Origin of the sequence: Vreelandella maris, assembly GCF_013371085.1 — a bacterium.
Taxonomy (GTDB): domain Bacteria; phylum Pseudomonadota; class Gammaproteobacteria; order Pseudomonadales; family Halomonadaceae; genus Vreelandella; species Vreelandella maris.
In genome coordinates this window covers 122,891-141,248 of sequence record NZ_JABWCV010000005.1, presented here as the reverse complement: position 1 = coordinate 141,248, position 18,358 = coordinate 122,891, and the positions used below count along the sequence as shown (strand labels likewise).

At 53.7% G+C, this 18,358-nt stretch carries 13 protein-coding genes; 4 read left to right on the top strand and 9 right to left on the bottom strand.

Annotated elements, in window-relative coordinates; genetic code table 11:
• Positions 1-153: 153 nt before the first annotated feature.
• A complete protein-coding gene (locus tag HUO07_RS05770; protein ID WP_176302759.1) occupies positions 154-1,770 on the top strand; it encodes a methyl-accepting chemotaxis protein in 1,617 nt (538 codons plus the stop codon).
• Positions 1,771-2,074: 304 nt separating this feature from the next.
• Here the strand turns inward: HUO07_RS05770 and HUO07_RS05765 are convergent, their stop codons facing one another.
• On the bottom strand, positions 2,075-3,124 hold the full coding sequence (locus tag HUO07_RS05765) for an IS110 family RNA-guided transposase (protein WP_176302736.1): 1,050 nt from the start codon (positions 3,122-3,124) through the stop codon (positions 2,075-2,077).
• A 309-nt stretch (positions 3,125-3,433) separates the two neighbouring features.
• Here HUO07_RS05765 and HUO07_RS05760 point away from each other — a divergent pair, with 309 nt between their 5' ends.
• Positions 3,434-5,050, top strand: coding sequence for a methyl-accepting chemotaxis protein (locus tag HUO07_RS05760; protein WP_176302758.1), 1,617 nt, complete (start codon positions 3,434-3,436; stop codon positions 5,048-5,050).
• Positions 5,051-5,131: 81 nt separating this feature from the next.
• Here HUO07_RS05760 and HUO07_RS05755 read toward each other — a convergent pair whose 3' ends face one another.
• From HUO07_RS05755 to iscB, 4 genes are all read right to left on the bottom strand, one after another.
• A complete protein-coding gene (locus HUO07_RS05755; protein WP_176302757.1) occupies positions 5,132-6,352 on the bottom strand; it encodes a glycosyltransferase family protein in 1,221 nt (406 codons plus the stop codon).
• 67 nt (positions 6,353-6,419) lie between these two features.
• Complete coding sequence (locus HUO07_RS05750) at positions 6,420-7,358, bottom strand: HAD-IIB family hydrolase (protein WP_176302756.1); 939 nt, start codon at positions 7,356-7,358, stop codon at positions 6,420-6,422.
• Positions 7,359-7,879: 521 nt separating this feature from the next.
• Entirely contained in the window at positions 7,880-8,884 is a 1,005-nt protein-coding gene (locus HUO07_RS05745; RefSeq protein ID WP_101145151.1) for an OmpA family protein, read from the bottom strand.
• An 88-nt stretch (positions 8,885-8,972) separates the two neighbouring features.
• Entirely contained in the window at positions 8,973-10,343 is a 1,371-nt protein-coding gene (gene iscB, locus HUO07_RS05740) for an RNA-guided endonuclease IscB (RefSeq protein WP_101145152.1), read from the bottom strand.
• 553 nt (positions 10,344-10,896) lie between these two features.
• On the opposite strand from iscB, the gene HUO07_RS05735 reads away from it, so the two are divergent.
• Positions 10,897-11,562: a hypothetical protein gene (locus HUO07_RS05735; RefSeq protein WP_217908799.1), complete on the top strand. Its 666-nt coding sequence runs from the start codon at positions 10,897-10,899 to the stop codon at positions 11,560-11,562.
• A gap of 4 nt (positions 11,563-11,566) precedes the next feature.
• Positions 11,567-12,148 carry a FlgO family outer membrane protein gene (locus tag HUO07_RS05730; RefSeq protein ID WP_176302755.1) on the top strand — a complete coding sequence of 194 codons (582 nt, stop codon included), beginning with the start codon at positions 11,567-11,569 and terminating at the stop codon, positions 12,146-12,148.
• 404 nt (positions 12,149-12,552) lie between these two features.
• Here the strand turns inward: HUO07_RS05730 and HUO07_RS05725 are convergent, their stop codons facing one another.
• The 4 genes from HUO07_RS05725 to HUO07_RS05710 all read right to left on the bottom strand — a co-directional run bounded on the left by HUO07_RS05725 (position 12,553) and on the right by HUO07_RS05710 (position 18,357).
• Positions 12,553-13,986, bottom strand: a complete 1,434-nt coding sequence (locus HUO07_RS05725) for an MBL fold metallo-hydrolase (protein ID WP_176302754.1) — start codon at positions 13,984-13,986, stop codon at positions 12,553-12,555.
• A gap of 182 nt (positions 13,987-14,168) precedes the next feature.
• Entirely contained in the window at positions 14,169-14,852 is a 684-nt protein-coding gene (locus HUO07_RS05720; protein ID WP_246286482.1) for a hypothetical protein, read from the bottom strand.
• Between the two features lie 125 nt (positions 14,853-14,977).
• Complete coding sequence (locus tag HUO07_RS05715; protein ID WP_340162490.1) at positions 14,978-16,273, bottom strand: O-antigen ligase family protein; 1,296 nt, start codon at positions 16,271-16,273, stop codon at positions 14,978-14,980.
• A 116-nt stretch (positions 16,274-16,389) separates the two neighbouring features.
• Positions 16,390-18,357, bottom strand: coding sequence for a nucleoside-diphosphate sugar epimerase/dehydratase (locus tag HUO07_RS05710; protein ID WP_176302753.1), 1,968 nt, complete (start codon positions 18,355-18,357; stop codon positions 16,390-16,392).
• Between the last annotated feature and the right edge of the window lies 1 nt (position 18,358).

Below are 18,358 nucleotides of genomic sequence, written 5' to 3'. Positions count from 1 at the left end.
TATTTTTGAATATTGCAGAAGCTACTATTTATTCAAAAAAATAAGAGTGATACGCCAAACAGCATTGATGAAACATTTCATTAATCTTTGCCTTGTTTAGGCCGATAGGAATAAATTAGGGGCTGAACTACTCAATTACAAAAAAGGAAAAACATGACTCGTCTAACAACAACACAAAAACTCTGGGGAACGTTGGGCATCATCTGGATAGCTATGCTGCTCTTGGTGGGCTGGCTAGCCCTTGAGAACCGTCAAACAATTGTAAGCGAACGCCGCGACAGCATTCAGTACGTGGTTGAAAGCGTACAAAACCAAATCGAAGCCCTGCAGGAACGGGTAGACGCTGGTGAACTCAGTCTTGAAGAAGCCCAGCAGCGCGCCATCGACAATATGTCTAGTGTGAGCTTTGGGGCAGGCGAATACATTTTCTCCTTCAATGACGACTTACTGGTTATTTCCCATCCCAGCCGCATACCCGGCACGGACATGACCGACTACCTGGACGCCAGCGGTATGGCGCTATACCCGGAGTTGCTGCGTGTTGCCCAAGCGGGTGGGGGCCACGTTAACTACTACTCAACCCGCGCCGGTGGCGAAGAACAGTTGCCGAAAACCAGCTATGTAGCACACCTTCCCGAATGGGAGTGGTCGCTCGCCACGGGCGTTTATGTCGATGATATCAATGAAGCGTTTATTGCCGATTTGATTCGCTCCATAGGGGTACTGCTGATCATTGGCCTGCCGGTAACGCTGCTGATGGGTTGGGTGATCCGTGATGTTTCCCGTCGTTTAGGCGGTGACCCACGCTACGCCGCCAGCGTTGTGCGCCATATCGCCGACGGTGATCTCACACAGGTAACGCAGCTTTCAGCGAAAGATCAGCAGAGTTTACTGTTTGATATTAACCGTATGCGGGAAACCCTAGCCGCTACCATCGGTGATATTCATCAAGGAGCCAATCAGGTCAACAGCGGTGTCGAGCAAATTGTAGGGGTGAACGAAGAGCTTTCGACACGCACCGAAGAACAGGCAGCGTCGCTAGCCGAAACAGCCACCAGCATGGAACAGCTCACCGCGACCGTTAAACAAAACGCGGAACACGCAGACCATGCGCGCAAACTTGCCACCAGGGCGGCCGACAGTGCTCAGCGCGGCAGCGACTCGATGTCATCCGTCACGACCACGATGGCGACGATTAACGAAAGTGCCACGCAAATGAGCAGCATCGTCAACACCATTGACGGCATTGCCTTCCAAACCAATATCTTGGCCCTGAACGCGTCCGTTGAAGCCGCACGCGCTGGAGAACAAGGGCGCGGTTTTGCGGTGGTGGCCAATGAGGTTCGCCAACTTGCCAGCCGCTCCGCCTCTGCCGCACAAGAGATTAAAACGCTGATCGAGGCATCAGACAGCAAAGTGGTTGAAGGTAGCCGCCAGGTACGCGACACCGGTGATGTGATTAACAGCATGGTCAATGACATCAAGGAGCTCAGCATACTGGTGCAGGAAATTTCAGCCGCCACCATTGAACAGAGCAGCGGTATCGAGCAGGTCAACCAAGCCGTCACGCAAATGGATCAAATGACCCAGCAGAATGCCAGCCTGGTACAAGAGAGCACTCAGGCCACCCAAACCCTGGCCCAGCTAAGCAACCAGCTTCGTCAGTTGGTGGCCAACTTCCGCATTAATCAGTCCACAGAGCATATGCAGGCAAGCTTACCCGCCTCCTCACCTGCCCCGCAGGCTGCCTATCAGGATAGCGATTTTTAGCATTAGCATTAATATCGCTCGCGATTTTATGTTTGTCATCGCGTATAGGGACTCCTCCCCGGTTGCAAGCGACGATGATGGAAAAACATAAGCCGATGCGTGCGTATAGTCGGTCTCTTGATGGGGACGCTATCCCCTGACCCTGATGAACGTCGCGCACCTTCTCTCCTCAACGAGCGGGAGGCTTCTTCAGCCATCGCGATGATCAGGTTTTGAGAAGGTCGGTCTGACCTGTTTTTCATCAATCGTTGCCCGGCAACAAGGTAGTCGCCTCTCGGCGCTTAGGCGCTGGTGGTGCTACCGCTTAGCTCGCCATCAGCGCTGAACCTTCGTTAAACTCTCTACAATAGGACTGTCCGCTGTGCAGAACCGCCCAGGCGGTTCGCACTGTCTTGTTCGCTAACGCGACAGCCGCTTTGTTCTTGCCAACGCGTGCGACCAGCGCGCGTAGCCAACGGCTTTTGGCATCCTGCTTGTCACCCACGGTGTTGATGGCCGAGTGTGCGCCGCGTATCAGGGCGGCTTTCAGCGAGATTTGCCCCGTTCGGCCAATGCCCTTGATCTTCGCGATGCCACCACTGCTGTGTTGTGTCGGCGTTAACCCCAGATAGGCTGATGCTTGGCGACCTTTCTTGAAGGCGTCGCCGTTACCGAGGGCGCTATAGAGCTGGGTGGCGACCACCGGTCCCACTCCCTCAATCGCCAACAGTTGGCGACAAGGCATCACCGCACGGCTCATCTGCTCCACCCGTTTATCCAGTGACTGAATACGCTCGTTGAGTCGATCCAGCTCCGCCATTTGCTCGGCAATCAAGTCACGCATCAGCATCGAAAGCTCGTTATCGGCATCTTCCAGGGCGAGCCAGACACGTTGCTTTAACGCTTTCTGTCCCCGACCGCTGATCACTCCATATTCCTGCAATAACCCATGAACCTGATTGATCAACTGGGTGCGTTGATGAATATACCTTTCCCGAATGCGGTGCAGGCTCTGAATATCCTGTTGCTCGACGCTTTTGAGCGGCACGAAGCGCATATCAGGGCGCAACCCGGCCTCAACGATCGCGAGCGCGTCATTGGCATCGGTCTTGTGCCCCTTGCGAAAGGGCGTCACAAACTGGGGTGAAATGAGCGCAACGCTATGGCCGAGGGCCTGCAGCTGTCGGGCCCAATAATGCGATCCACCGCACGCTTCCATGAACACCCGACAGGCCGGTTGGCGGCGCATAAAATCCAAGACCTGATGCCGTTTAAACTCTTTGTTGACCTGAGCACGCGGGCGGCGGGTGTCGACAACACACACTTGGAAAACACGCTTTGCCAGATCAATACCTATTGTCTTATGCTTGTTCATGACTCTTCCCCTCCGCATTGAAGTGGTTCAACTATCAATGTAGCTCTTTGAAGCTTCGAGAGGGGAGGAGTCCCTTTCATTGAGCGGTATCCCCCTGTCATTGCGATTACTTCCCCCATGTCATTGTGATTCCCTCCCCCATGTCATTGCGGTCCCCCCCCCATCTTATTGCGAACGCAGTGAAGCAATCTGGGTTTAATGCTGCCACGGCCATTAAAACACCGAAATATAATTTATATTATATTTAGCTAAGGTATTTTCGCTTCTAGCCGATAAAAACGTTGCTTACATAAATCGGCTAGGAAAAACATGACACGCTTAACGACGACGCAGAAACTCTGGGGAACGCTGGGTATCATTTGGATTGCCATGCTGTTGTTAGTTGGCTGGCTAGCGTTGGAAAACAGACAAACGATTGAGAGTGAACGACGCGACAGCATTCAATACGTGATTGAGAGCGTGCATAGCCAAATTGAAGCCCTACAAGAACGGGTGGCCACTGGCGAGCTAAGTGAAGAAGAGGCGCAGCAGCGCGCCATCGACAATATGTCCAGCGTCAGTTTTGGCGGCGGTGAATACCTATTTTCCTTCGACGACGACTTACGTATTGTTTCCCACCCCAATCGCCCCCGCGGTGAAGACATGAGCGCTTATCAAGACGCTAGTGGCATGGATCTTTACGCCGCTTTTCGTGAGGCTGCTCAATCCGGCGGTGGTCATGTTGACTACTACTCGCGTCGTATTACCGGCGATAAGCAGGTACCCAAAATCAGCTACGTGGCTTATCTCCCTGAATGGCAGTGGTCAATGGCGGCAGGCGTTTATGTCGATGATATTAACGAAGCCTTCATTGCTGGCCTGATTCGCTCAGTGATCATTCTTTTAATCATCGGCTTACCGGTAACGCTGCTGATGGGCTGGGTGATCCGGGATGTTTCCCGTCGTTTAGGCGGCGACCCTCGCTACGCCGCCAGCGTTGTACGTCATATCGCCGACGGTGACCTGACCCAGGTAACGCAGCTTTCAGCGAAAGATCAGCAGAGTTTACTGTTTGATATTAACCGTATGCGGGAAAACCTCGCTGTCACCATCGGTGATATTCATCACGGAGCCAATCAGGTCAATAGTGGTGTCGAGCAAATTGTGGGCGTCAACGAAGAGCTTTCGACACGCACCGAAGAGCAGGCAGCCTCACTCGCCGAAACCGCTTCCAGCATGGAACAGCTTACAGCTACCGTTAAGCAGAATGCAGAACACGCAGACCATGCGCGTACGCTTGCCACCCGCACCGCCGACAGCGCTCAGCGGGGTAGTGATTCGATGTCCACGGTGATCACCACCATGGCGACAATTAACGAAAGCGCCACGCAAATGAGCAGCATCGTCAACACAATTGACGGCATTGCCTTCCAAACCAATATCTTGGCCCTGAACGCGTCCGTAGAAGCCGCACGCGCTGGAGAGCAAGGGCGTGGTTTTGCCGTGGTGGCCAATGAAGTTCGTCAACTTGCCAGCCGCTCCGCCTCTGCCGCACAAGAGATCAAGACGCTGATCGAAGCGTCGGACAGCAAAGTGGTCGAAGGCAGCCGCCAGGTTCAGGCGACCGGCGACGTTATCAATGGCATGGTCGATGACATCAAGCAGCTCAGCACACTGGTGCAGGAAATTTCAGCCGCCACTATTGAGCAGAGCAGTGGTATCGAACAGGTCAACCAAGCCGTCACGCAAATGGATCAAATGACCCAGCAAAATGCCAGCTTGGTGCAAGAGAGCAATCATGCGACCCAAACGCTTGCGCAACTCAGCACCCAACTGCGTCAGTTGGTAGCTAACTTCCGCATTAACCAGACCACGGAGCGTATGCAGGCAAGCTTACCAGCGTCATCAACGGCGCCACGGCCTGTTTATCAGGACAGCGATTTTTAACACGTATTATTTCTAACACGTATTAAAAAAGGCCGGCTACCCAAGGGTAGCCGGCCTTATTCCATAACTCTTCCAGTGCCGTTAAACCTTACCTTGATTATCCAGTTCGACTGCTTCGTGCATACGCGTGAGGAGGTCAGGCACGGCTGCCTGTACGCGGTTCCAACTGGGAATAAAGGGCCGTTCTCTAGGATTGTCCAAAAATAAGTTACCGGCTTCGAGCAGATTGCTGGCAAATAGCTCAACCGCTTGCTCTTCACTATGGCGGTCAAGGCTCAGGCCATTCATGGTGGCGTCGTGGTCGTAGGCCTCAATCAAATCCAATGCGAAGCGGTAGTAAGTTGCTTTAAGCGTGCGGAAGTCTTCGCTGCTAAAGGTAATGCCCTGAGTGGCTAATTTTCGATACAGCGCTTTAGAGATATCCAAACTCATGCGGTTTAAGCCACCGTTGGGATCATCTTCGCTAACCGGCTGGTGCTTGTGGTCGTAGGCATCGGCAATATCGACTTGGCAGAGTTGGCGCAGTGAGTAGTTACGCTGCAGCTCTGATAGCACGCCGATTTCCAGCCCCCAATCAGCGGGAATACGAATGCCTTCCAGCACTTCGCTACGCATCGCAAACTCGCCCGAAAGCGGGTAACGGAAACTATCCAAGTAGTCGAGATACGGCAGCGGCCCGCAAACGGTTTTAAGCGCCCGCAGCAGCGGTGTGACTAATAGTCGAGAGACACGGCCATTGAGCTTGCCTTCCGCAATACGCGGGTAATAGCCTTTGCAGAAACTGTAGTTGAAATTGGGGTGGGCCACCGGGTACATCAAGCGCGCCAATAGGCCACGCTCATAGGTGAGAATATCGCAATCGTGCAGCCCGACCACCCTCGAGCGCCCAGATGACAACATATAACCTGCGCAGTACCACACATTGCGCCCTTTACCTGGCTCCAACGCCCCTAGCCCATGCTCTTCCAATTCTGCATCGAGCGCTTTCAGGCGCGGGCCATCGTTCCATAAAATGCGCGTATGCTGCGGCAGGCGAGAGAAAAATTCGCGGGCGTATAAAAACTGTTTGCGATCGGCGCGATCCAGGCCAATGACAATCTCACTCAGGTAAGGGACCTTAACCAGTTCATCAACAATCGCTGAAAGCGCAGGTCCTTCCAATTCCGAAAAAAGCGACGGTAGAATCAACCCCATCGGCCGTCGTCGGGAAAATTGGCATAGCTCCTCTTCAAGTGCTTCTACTGAACGCTTAGTCAGGTTATGGAAGTCGGTAATAATCCCATTTTGATGAAAGTCACTCATGCGCTTGCCTCCCTGGATTCATGGAACGGTTCTCAAATACCGAACCGTTCTCAAATAACGTCTGTTCTCAAACCACAGCATCACCTTTCTCCGCCGTCGCTAAACGGCGGTCATCTCGCCCCCACCAGTGGGCAACCCCCTCTGCCCAGCCGGTCGGCCCTGTAGCTTCCGTGCGATATAGCGACGTGTTACGCGGCTCTACGATTAAGTCGTGGCAACCGCGGATAACGACGGCTTGATCAACCGCTTCAAGCATAGAAATATCGTTCGGCCCATCCCCCAGCCCTAACGAGAGGGGTGTGCGGCCTCTTAATGCCGTAAAGCGTTTCACTAACCACTCTACTGCACTGCCCTTATCTGCCGAGCGCCCCATGACATGCCAAAAACGCCCGCCTTGTGTTAGCTGTAGGCCATCTCCCTCCAGAGCAGCACGAAACGCTTCTAATGCTGAGTCACTGTCTTTCCATAACAGCGGCTCGCTGCCTTCCCGCTGCCGGGCGTCGCGAGCGCGGCTCTCATCCAACCCAGTCAGCTCCATGACCTCCTGCACACTCAGCTCACCCATACGGGTAAATTGAAACCCCAGACGCTCACGCCACACCTTTAAGCGAGCACGAATAAAGCCAATATCCACCCCAGGGTGCTTAATCACCACGCCATCGCGACCACCACCAGGGCGGTCTAACCGCGCATGACACCAACCCGGCGGTAGGCCAATCACCGCCCCATTCTCAGCGATAAAAGGCGTACCCGTCAGGCCCAACGCTTCGCGCAGCGGAATCAACTCCGCACGGGTTTTACTGGTGACCGGAATGACCGGCACGCCCATTTGTTTTAAACGAGCAAGCCACGGCGCGGCGGGGCTGAAGTCATAACTATGGTGATCCAGCAGCGAGCCATCTAAATCGGTCACTACCAGACGCGGCTGAAACGCAGGGTCTACCGGCGATGGTGGCGGAGAAGGCGACGGAGAAAGCGGCGCTGAAAACTGATTGGATTCCGGCATGGCACTACCTCTATTCGTCTTAGCACATCGTCAAGACAGTAGCCTGCGATGCCCTATGGCGATGACCAACGAGTAATTGGCTATGAAAAAGTGGCTATGAAAAGGATAGCAAGTTATAAGCCAAATCAGAGAAGTGTAGCTTTAGCAGAGGGTTAGCGGGGGTTTTTAGAATTTTATGGCGCGCCATACGCCCAAGCACCAAAAAGAAGCAGCTTGAATGCACCAAATGAACGCATGGAACACATTAGTGCACTTGTCGCGCCGTTATTAATTAAAAAATGAGACAGAACTTAAAAAAAACTGAGACAGCACTTGGCAAGGCCTTATAAATAGCTATACTAAACCTGTACCCACTGGTGATCCTGTATACCCCCTCACCTGATGCCAGTGGGCTGCAGTGAGCCAAGCCCTTTCATGCCCGCCTCCCCCGGCGGGTTTTTTTATGTAGGAAAAGTGAGATGGCACCGCGAGCGAAGCGCGACCATTTGGACAACTGGGCTGAAATTCACCTGTATTAGCTTTTATTCAACGTGAATGACTACCTCAACCCGCCGGTTGCGAGCCCGCCCTTCTGCGCTAGCGTTACTTTCCAGCGGCCTTGTGGCTGCCAAGCCGACGGCGCGTAGGCGCTCAGCGTCGACCCCCGCCGCTTCCAGCGCCTCAACAATGGCGATGGCGCGCGCACTTGAAAGCGCCCAGTTGGAAGAGAACTCATCGGTGCTAATCGTCTGACTATCCGAATGGCCTTCCACCCATACTTCGCCATCATAGCGCTGAATCGTTTCCAGCAAACTGCCGACTAATGATGACCCGTCGTTGGTTAACTCAGCCGTCGCCGAAGGAAACAGCAATTGATCCTGTACACGCAGGCTAATACCTTCCGCCACTCGTGATACTTCAACACCTTCCAGGTCGGGCAGATAGGTAGACTCCTCAACGCGTTGGGAAAGCGCTTGGTTCAGGGCAAGCGCACCCGCCACTGACTCGTCGCTGACAACCTGCACATTTACCGGGGGCCGGTCAGTTAACACCACCATGTAATCCGCCAGAGGCGATGAAAAATCATCACTGCCCGCAGGCATTAGCAGTTTAGGGAGGGTAATGGCCGGTTCAACAGGTTTCGGCGCGGCCAACAGCGGCGGTACACCAACGCTAACGCGCCGCCGGGGTAACCGAGACAGCTTAGGCAAGCCAGCCACCCCCAGCGACGCACTCACCGCCATCGGGCTCAGCCCTGCGCCACTCCAGGCGGCACTACCAACGCGCTCAGGCATGGCGTTTGCTAACGACTCAGGCAAAGGGATTTCCAGCGAAGGCGATGACGATTGACTAGCGTCAATTGCTGTATCGCCTGCCAACCACTCTGAATGGTTCGCCCCTGTCGCGGCGATAATGACGACGAAGAGAGCCACCAACAACGTCATGATATCCAGATAGCTAATCATCCAACCGCTATTGCTATCACTTTCATGATAAGCCGACATCAGCGAATCATGGCGCGGTCCGCCGCGGTGATCTTCAAGCATTGGTATTATCGCTCATCAGATTTTACGCGGGATACCTCGTACTTTTAGTGCGAGGAGGGAGAGCGCGTCGCCCGCAGGGCGACTTGGATCACGCCACCGCCTGTCCCGCTCCTCCTGTTAGGTTGATAGAGGGGGTGTGGTGATAGCCGTAGCCATCACCGCGCTGGATCACGGTGCAGTAGTTGTGCGAAACCCCTTGCACCGCACCGTGTTCTGTTTGGATATTGAAGCTGCCGGTTTTACGCACCGCGACACGCCCCGTATGCATTCCGGCTTTCTTGCCGGTGGGCACCAGCGCACGCACCATGTCGCCGGTCTGAAAGCCTCTTACTTGCTTCTGTCGCATCAAAAAGCCGCGTGGGAAGCCGTACTTGTTCAGGCGCGTGCGTTGATAGCTGCCACGCCCCATCGCCTTGATGGTTAAGGTAGGCACCTGCCAAGCGTGAAGCGTGTCAAATGCACCGACACAGGCAGCATCCAGGCCGTGGGTTTTAGGGATGCCCAGTCGCTGGCGGTTGTATTTGGTGCGGCCGCCGCTGCTGACGGCGACCGGCAAATCAGTGGTCTTGAGCGCGGAGAACAGCGCCCAACGGGTCGCGTTGACGGCGCTGGCATCTCTTAATGACTGCTTGAGCTGGCGCTGTACCCGCTCTAGTCGAATGGCAGCGGTGTGGCCATTGGCTTTCAAGCGGCGATGCAGTCCCTTGTCGTGGGCAAAGAAGTCAGCCAATGCCTGGCTGTTCTTGGCCTGATTACAGGGGTGGCAGCTCAGCGTTAAGTTGCTGACACGATTCGAACCGCTGCGTGAACGCGGCACCACATGCTCGACTTCAAGTGGTGTGTCTGTGTCGCCACAATACGCACATTCGCGCCCCCACTTTTCCAGTAAATATTCGCGCACCTCGTAGCCCAACAGCGTGCCTTGCTGATACTCGACGCCGCTAATCTCTGGGTTTTCCAACTGTTGCGTGTCAAAGCGCACTAACTCTTGGCAGATGCCGGTGATCGGTGCCAAGCGACTGAGCCGATTTACCCAGGCCATCACGGTGTCAACGCGATGCTGCAGCGACGGTGCCAGCCAACCTTTGGGCTTGGTGCGATTGTTAAAGCGCGGGGCGCGGTAGCGCAGATTCTTCGACCGGCGACGACGCCGAAAGGCAGCGCGCTGCTCCAGCGATTTCTTTATCTGGTACCCACGATGCACCAGCCCAAACAGGCACAGCACATGACGCTGTTCAGTGTCGGTTTCGCGCATCAGCGCCAACCCAGTGGTCTTGCTGCCAGGGTCAATGCCCAGGCGTAGCGGCTGCATGTCTCCGCCCACCCGATCTTTCAGTCGAATGGTAAACGGGTAACGCTTATGCACCACGGCACGACCGCGCCCTAGCAGCAAGCGGGCGCGCTTTTCGCTGCACGGCATCAACGGTTGCTTCTGTTTGTCTATTACGAAAACCGCCATGCGATTTTCTCCTGTGTAAATACCCTTACGGGTCTTGTGTCGCGAGGCGTGCGCCCCGTCTCCCCTCGGGAATGTCGATAACCGGCTCCTGCTGACGATAGCGCTGCCAACAGCGATCAAGACCTTCGGCGTTTTACCTTGCGCCCGCATGATCCTGACCTTTCAGAGCGGCAAGCTGAGGAAGCACTTGCCGGTGAGTTTTGGCGACCTGTTATCAACGTAGCGGGTTGGCTACCGCTCTCCCTGGTCAACCCAGCGTGTTGTCACAAGCTCCCGCCTTCAGGCGGGGGTAGTTGACTCAAGTTTTGAACCTCTTGGCCGATTTAGCTATTTAGATCTAATCATGTATTTTGAACCCAGTACTGTGAACCTAGCACTTAGGACTAGGCACTTAGCGCTAGGTACGTCGAATTAGGCATGGCAAACTAAGCATAGCGAACAGTCTATCAAAAGCCGTTTTGTAGCAAAAAGGAACCCGCAGGTGCGCATCCGTCCCCTATTATGTCGTTTACCCTATTTCATACGTCCTGTTAGCGTGGGGCTGGCGAGCCTAATGCTCAGCGGCTGCTTCTATGCCAATACATCACAAGCGCCCATTGCTACGACTTACCCCTATACCGAGCAGCAACGCATGCAGGCTGCCCATCACTGGGATGTGCTCGCACGTCACGAAGCTACCAGCATTTTGCAACGTGAGCGCGTTCGCAATCGCGACTTATATATCACAGAAGCCGACACGGGTGACTTACACGCCTACAGCGGCGGTGAATTTGGGCGTGGCTTTCGCACGCTGCTTACCAGTGAGCTGGTTTCACGCGGCGCCAACCTCACTACCGTGCCCACTGCCAACAGCGCCAATATCTCCATTGATGTCGAAGTGGTCGAACATCGGGATCGCGATTTTGTACGCCCGCCGGTAGGCGCTTTCACTGCGCTAACCGCTGGCATCGCCGTGGCCACCATTCCCTTTAATCAGTGGAGCGAGCCAGCGCTGGCGTTAATCCCTGCAGGTATGCTTGCCGATACCACCAGCGGCAACTGGACCCATACCGGTAACGAAGAGATCATTGTGACGACCCAGATTATCGATGGCGAACGAATTCTCTACTCGTCATCCAACATTTACTACATTAATTCGGGCGATCGTCGTCAATATGCCCCACATCGTGTGCCCCAGGCGCCTACCACTCCCTTCGTTCCTCTTACTGATACGTGGTAATTTCATGCTGAACACACTCTTTTCTAAACGGCGCGCGCCCTCTATCACCCGTATTGCGCTCATGAGCATTGCACTACTATTGCTGGCAGGCTGTAGTACGCTGGGTAATGCTAACAACCCCCCTGCGGAACCGGAACCCGATCTTTCTGAATTAGTGCACGCCGCTGCCGAACAAATGATCGCCAGCAACCCGGAACTGACGCGCTACAGCCCCATGATTGCCGCCACCTTTGTCAGCATCGACAACTTGAGCCAATCATCCACGCTTGGGCGGATTAGTTCAGAAATCATGGCATCAGCGCTCTCGCGCCAGGGCATGGAAGTCCGCGAAGTCAAAATGCGCGACAGCATGTTTATTGAAGAGAGCGTGGGAGAGTTAATTCTTTCCCGCCAAGTGCAGCGCCTAAGCGCCCAGCACAACGCCCGCTCTATCCTGATGGGCACCTACGCGCAAGGCCAGGACTACGTCTACGTCAGTGCGCGTGTGGTGAGAGCAGGCGACGCTATGGTACTCGGCAGCGCCGATTTCCGCCTACCGTTAAACAACAACACCCGTAGTTTGTTAGAAGGCCAAGGGGGCTGGTGAGCAATTAGACGTCTAACCATGCTTCCATTTTGAGGACTACCTTCCGCTTCACCAAATACACATCGCCCAACAAGTCGGGCTCCTATAAGGCTGGGTGCAGGCACCAGGTATTGTAGGAGCGCAATTCATTGCGCGATCAGCAATGATCGAGACGCCAAGAGTAAATGCTTCTAGATAACCTGATCGCCCGACAAGTCGGGCTCCTACAAAGGCTAGGTGCAGGCATCAGGTGTTGTAGGAGCCCAATTCATTGGGCGATAAGCAATGATCGAGGCGCCGAGGGTAAATGCTTCTAGACGGCCTGATCGCCCGACAAGTCGGGCTCCTACAAAGGCTGGGTGCAGGCACAAGGTATTGTAGGAGCCCAATTCATTGGGCGATCAGCAATGATCCCGCTCTGAAACTCACTCATGCTCCGAAGGCAAAACAACGCTGATGGAGCACCCGGCTTTGTGGGCCAAAGCTTCTATCTCCGCTTTCAGTACTCGCTTGGCACCTGTATCCCCATGCACCAGCTTCACTTCCCGGGGCCAATGGCGCATTCGCTTGATAAAGTTGAGTAAATCCCGTTGATCGGCGTGGGCGGAGTAACCGCTAATGGTGGTGACACCCGCGCGGATATCGTAACGCTCACCATCCAACATTGCCCAGCCACCCTGGGCCCCGAAGCGCTGTATATCGCGCCCCGGCGTTCCCGCCCCTTGGTAACCCACAAACAACACCTGGTGGCGCGGGTCACCCAGCATGGCTTTTAAATAATTAACGACCCGGCCACCGGTGCACATACCGCTGGCGGCAATCACTACCGCAGGCCTGCCGCTTTCGGCTAAATAGCGTACCGTTTGCTCATGGGTTTCATGGCTGTCCACGGTATACAGCGCATCAAAATTTAACGGATGCCGTCCCGCTTTCAAACGCTTCTGCGCTTCGTCGTCCCAAAACGGTTTAAGTTCCCGATACACTCGAGTAAAACGCGAAGCCAACGGCGAATCGACGATAATCTCCAGCGATTGCCAAAGCGCATCACTGCCCGCCCGGTGGATAATACCCTCCAACTCGTAAAGCAGTTCCTGGGTTCGGCCAATGCTAAAGGCAGGAATAATCACCGTGCCTTTATTATCCAACGCCTTTTCTATCGCCCGCTTTAGTAGTGCCGCACGTTCACTACGTCCCTCATGCAGCCGGTCACCATAGGTAGATTCCAGCACCAGTACATCAGCTCTGGACGGCGATTTAGGCGCAGGCAGTAAAGGCGCATTAGCCGCCCCCAGGTCGCCGGAAAACACCACACGCTCACGGCGTTTTGAATGCGGCTCCCGTAACGCGACCTCTACATAGCTTGAACCCAGAATATGCCCCGCACGCTGGAGCTTTATCTTCATGTTAATAGAGGGCGATGCCTCCACGGTGTGCCATTTAGCATAATCCAACGGCACCAACTGTTGCTCTACCCGCTCTAAAAACTGGGAAATTAAACGCGCATCACGGGTAAAACCAATTTTCAGAGCATCTTCAATCACCAACGGCAATAACTTCGCCGAAGGCTTTGAGCACAAAATAGGGCCTGAAAAACCAGCGGCCAACAAGTAAGGCAACCGCCCAATATGGTCGATATGAACATGCGTAACGATGAGCGCTTTTACCGTCGAAATATCAAAATCAATAGAGAGCTGATCGAAGCTATCCTGCTGCGCATCATCGCCTTGAAACAAGCCACAATCGATTAATAGTGAAGACTCACTATTAGCGATAAGTTGATGACAACTACCCGTAACACCGCTAGCGCCACCACGATGAATGATAGTTGATAGAGAAGTCGTCTTAGGGGGTATCGCCATCGTCAGCTCTCCAAGCAGCGCCATTAGAAATTACTAGCTTCATTAAAGAAAAACTAATGATACATCGACGATGCAATAAAAAAGCACGAAAGACAATGTTTAGTTAGCAAAAACCCGCCAACACTATGGGTGATGGCGGGCTTTAAAACGCATCCAGCTTGAACAACAGCAGGGACTAAAGCTTAAAACGTATAAGAAACACCCAGCACTGCAACGGGGAATACGGGTAGTTTATCGATATCATCTTCAAGGCTTTGCTCTTCAGCACGAATATCCTGCTGAAGCTGTGGGTTAGCCGCTTCCAGGTTACGGGTAGTGCTCAGCGATACGTCTACGTTGGTCGCTACGACCCCAAACTCAGAGAAGAACGAAAGCCCACTCTGATGGGAACTGCGCCACCCAAGGCCCACATAAGGCTGGGTACCATCCGAAACGGTAGCGCTACCCACAACCGAACCAATCTCAGCGGCGGTATAAGGACGGTTGTTAAATTCATAGGTGCTGCCATCGTCCGGCGTACCTACCACGTTCGCTTCGATATCCGGCATCATGATGCCTGCCGATAAGAAGAAGCGGCCGCCGAACGGAAAATAATCCATTTTGACGCTAGACGCCTTCATCTCGAAATCGGCGTTATAGGTCACATCATCTTCTTCAAAATCCGTGTCAAAATCCAAACCGTTGGTATAACGGGCGGTAACAGCGAGGTTCTCATGGAAACGCCAAGACGCATCGGCCCCGAACCCAGTGGTACCCGCGATAGCGGAAACCGTCACTTTTTTATCAAATGCAACGCTGTGACTGGCACCCAATGCCAACACCAACGCACTAGCAGTTAAGCCGAGTGTTTTTTTAATATTTAACATCGTTTTCCCTTGAACAATTTACCGGCCTTTATGATACGCAGCAAACTTCCCTTTAACGTTTACTGCAGGCCTGTTGATTAGTTGAGTTGCTCCGATAGCCGGTAAACTTTACTTTATTATTAGCTTTAATTGTGTAGCGTATTGTTAATCGAGGGGTACTCCCCGTGAGCTAATGCCTTACGCTGGCGAGAATAAATCCCCCACAACACCGCCAGCAAAAATGCATACATCATCACGCCGCTGTTATGGGATAAAAACCCCTGTGTAAGCCCAAAATCAATATAAGTAACCGGTAGCAATACACCTGCCGTGGCTGTGGCGCGTATCGATAAATCCCTGGCCCCCAGCTCTTTAGCAAAAAATCGCATGGGCAGTAAGTAGACAGCTAACAACACCATAAGGCCAATCAGCCCGCGCTTGGCAAAGGTATCAATAAATTCGTTGTGGGCATGATCATAGCGCGCAGCACGTTCATTAATTACGCCTTCGTTGGCTAATGTTTGCATCGCCTCAGCGTAACCATTTGATCCCCAGCCAACCAGCGGTTTCTCGGCAATCAAATAACTGGCCCCCCGCCACATCTCAAACCTCGCCCCCACAGAAGTAAAGCTTCTATCGCCTGCTACGTAGCGCTGTACTTCCTCGATGCCTTGATGAACGCGCCCTTGCACGCCAATTTCAGGTACCGCGTATACCGCGGCCCCCGCTAACAAAACGCTCACTAACGCACCTACACTATGTCTTTTGAGCACCAACGGGGCATAGGCGCGTAACAGCACAAGCAACACGAAAGGAATGCCTATCCAGCCACCCCGGCTGCCAGATAACAACGACCCCGCCACACCAAACAAAGCCGCTACCAAAAACAATGCCACCCACAGATGACGGCGTGGTTGGGTAACGGCCCACCCCAACGCGGCGAGACACAACACCCCCAGCAGCATACTTAAATTGCCAAACTGAATCGCATTGTTATAACCGCCTGGGCGCACTACACCTTCTATCACCTTCAGCCACATAGCCAACCCCCCTGCGCCCATCGCCCCCACCGCAACACCGCCCCAAAACCAGGCCAAACGAGGAGGGTAAGCCATCACTAACAACAACACGGGAATCGCCAGCAGCAAGCGAATTGGTTTATCCATGCCGCGCATGCCCTGCCCATCCCACCACGCCTCAAGCGCCCCTACCAGGGTATACGAGGCCATCGCTAATATCACCAACGCATCCTGACGGTTCAAGCCAAGCGCAGGGCGTTTTATCAATAGCACCACGCTGCCCAACAACAGCATGACGGCACCCAGCGAGTAACCACTAGGTACAACCAACGCAATCGCGCATAGTAAAAATGAAGCAAGGGACGTGTAGATGGAAATAGGAGTAGAAACCGGGAGGGAAGCAGACAAAGAAGGATAATTCACAGAAATTCCAGGACTGACGGGAATAGAGCGCGAGATATTACCACACAACGTCGCAAATATTGTCAGCGGAAGATATAAAAGCGACTCCCAACAAAGCTAGAAGTCGCTTATAAAAATCAATGCTTAGCAGGCCTAGCCTCAGCGTCATAAACAATATGATGATAGTTGGGCAAAAGATCACAAACATCGCCACTGTGGGCAAAACCGCTAACCCCCCGCTTTAACACCGCGCAGGCGCGATAGCTATCAAGGTTTCGCTCAGCTTCACGCAGTTCATGCAACAGTATGGATAATTCCTGGCGGGGTAGAGTTTCTTCATGTGCACGCATTATTTTAGGGTGTAATGTGCCAGCCACATTATCGCCAATCAATAGCTCCTCGTAGAGTTTCTCACCAGGCCGTAGGCCACTGAAAACAATCTCAATGTCCCCCCCTGGGTTTTCGGCATCTTTGACCTCAAGACCGGTTAGCTGAATCATCCGCTTTGCCAGGTCAACAATTTTCACCGAATCGCCCATATCCAGCACAAACACATCACCGCCTTCAGCCATGGAGCCTGCCTGAATCACCAGCAGGGCAGCCTCGGGAATGGTCATGAAATAGCGAGTGATATCTGGGTGAGTCACGGTAATCGGCCCGCCCAGCTCAATCTGACGACGGAAAAGAGGCACCACTGAGCCACTGGAACCCAGCACGTTACCAAAACGTACCATGGAGAAGATGGTGCGGTGATTGTCCTTCAAGGCATAGCGCGTGGCTAAATCCTGCAGTACTAGCTCGGCCATCCGCTTAGTCGCTCCCATCACATTGGTGGGGCGCACCGCTTTGTCGGTAGAAATCAATACACAGCGCTCGACACCCAATTTGGCAGCACTTTCCGCGATTACTTGAGTCCCGTGCACATTATTACGCACACCTTCAAGCACATTGTTTTCGACAATCGGCACGTGCTTGTAAGCGGCGGCATGGTAGAGCGTCTGCACCCCATAGTGGCGGATAACTGCCTCTATTCGACTACGATCACAGACATTGCCTAGCAGCGGTACGATGGGAAATGCTTCACCCATATCAATGCGCAGCGCCTCGAGCTCTTGCTCAATCGCGTAAAGGCCAAACTCACTCATCTCAAATAAGATGACCGACTTAGGCCTACCGCGCATCACTTGTCGGCACATCTCACTACCGATTGAACCGCCAGCGCCGGTAATCATCACCACTTTATTGCGAATACTGGCATCAATCAGTGATTGCCGAGGAGGCACAGGGTCACGCCCTAACAAATCCTCCAGTTCTACCTCGCGTAGCTGATCGACACTTGCAACGCCGGAAATAATTTCAGGCATTGAAGGCACTGTTTGCACGCGAACAGGCAAATCAGCAAGTTGATCCAGCGCATGCTTGCGCTGCGCCTTGGTTGCTGTTGGCATTGCAAGCAGAACCCGTCTTACACCCAATCGCTCGACTAAATCCTTAAAGCTAGCCGGGTTATAAACCCTGATACCCTTGATGGTGCTACCCCAAAGAGCCGGGTCATCATCCATAAAGGCGGCGATATAAAACTCGCGCCCGCTTGAGAGCGCCAGCGCTAGCTGAGCGCCTGCCCCGCCAGCGCCGTAAACAGCAACGGCCTCTTTCTCGGTATAGTGCTTAATCAACCACTGGTAGTAACTGCGCACAAGCAACCGGGTGCCGCCAACATACACCAGTGTAACCAACGCGAAATTCACCGGCACCGAGCGGGGAAACTGCTGCCACTGGTAGAAGTAGGCAGCCGACCACATCAGTGCCGCCATCAACAGCGAGCCTTTCACCACCGCCCACAGCGCCTGAGGGCCCATGAAGCGAACCACCGCGCGATAAAGCCCTAGCCGGGCAAACACAAAAACGCCTGCCGGAGGCACAATCAAGAACAGCCACCAGAAAGGCTCAATATAGTACTCAGGCCACCAGTCGGCGAAACGCAGCGCATAGGCGGACCACAGCGCCAATGGCAAAGCTATTAGGTCAGCCACTATCATTATGAACCGTTTTTTGCCCCGGCTGAGCCCCGCAATGGAACGGTGCAAACGTCCTGATTTAGTCATA

Excerpts from the sequence above, each read along its gene's own strand:
- HUO07_RS05770 (WP_176302759.1), top strand. The coding sequence starts at position 154 with ATGACTCGTCTAACAACAACACAAAAACTCTGGGGAACGTTGGGCATC.
- HUO07_RS05765 (WP_176302736.1), bottom strand. The coding sequence starts at position 3,124 with ATGAACAAGCATAAGACAATAGGTATTGATCTGGCAAAGCGTGTTTTC.
- HUO07_RS05760 (WP_176302758.1), top strand. The coding sequence starts at position 3,434 with ATGACACGCTTAACGACGACGCAGAAACTCTGGGGAACGCTGGGTATC.
- HUO07_RS05755 (WP_176302757.1), bottom strand. The coding sequence starts at position 6,352 with ATGAGTGACTTTCATCAAAATGGGATTATTACCGACTTCCATAACCTG.
- HUO07_RS05750 (WP_176302756.1), bottom strand. The coding sequence starts at position 7,358 with ATGCCGGAATCCAATCAGTTTTCAGCGCCGCTTTCTCCGTCGCCTTCT.
- HUO07_RS05745 (WP_101145151.1), bottom strand. The coding sequence starts at position 8,884 with ATGCTTGAAGATCACCGCGGCGGACCGCGCCATGATTCGCTGATGTCG.
- iscB (WP_101145152.1), bottom strand. The coding sequence starts at position 10,343 with ATGGCGGTTTTCGTAATAGACAAACAGAAGCAACCGTTGATGCCGTGC.
- HUO07_RS05735 (WP_217908799.1), top strand. The coding sequence starts at position 10,897 with ATGCTCAGCGGCTGCTTCTATGCCAATACATCACAAGCGCCCATTGCT.
- HUO07_RS05730 (WP_176302755.1), top strand. The coding sequence starts at position 11,567 with ATGCTGAACACACTCTTTTCTAAACGGCGCGCGCCCTCTATCACCCGT.
- HUO07_RS05725 (WP_176302754.1), bottom strand. The coding sequence starts at position 13,986 with ATGGCGATACCCCCTAAGACGACTTCTCTATCAACTATCATTCATCGT.
- HUO07_RS05720 (WP_246286482.1), bottom strand. The coding sequence starts at position 14,852 with ATGTTAAATATTAAAAAAACACTCGGCTTAACTGCTAGTGCGTTGGTG.
- HUO07_RS05710 (WP_176302753.1), bottom strand. The coding sequence starts at position 18,357 with ATGACTAAATCAGGACGTTTGCACCGTTCCATTGCGGGGCTCAGCCGG.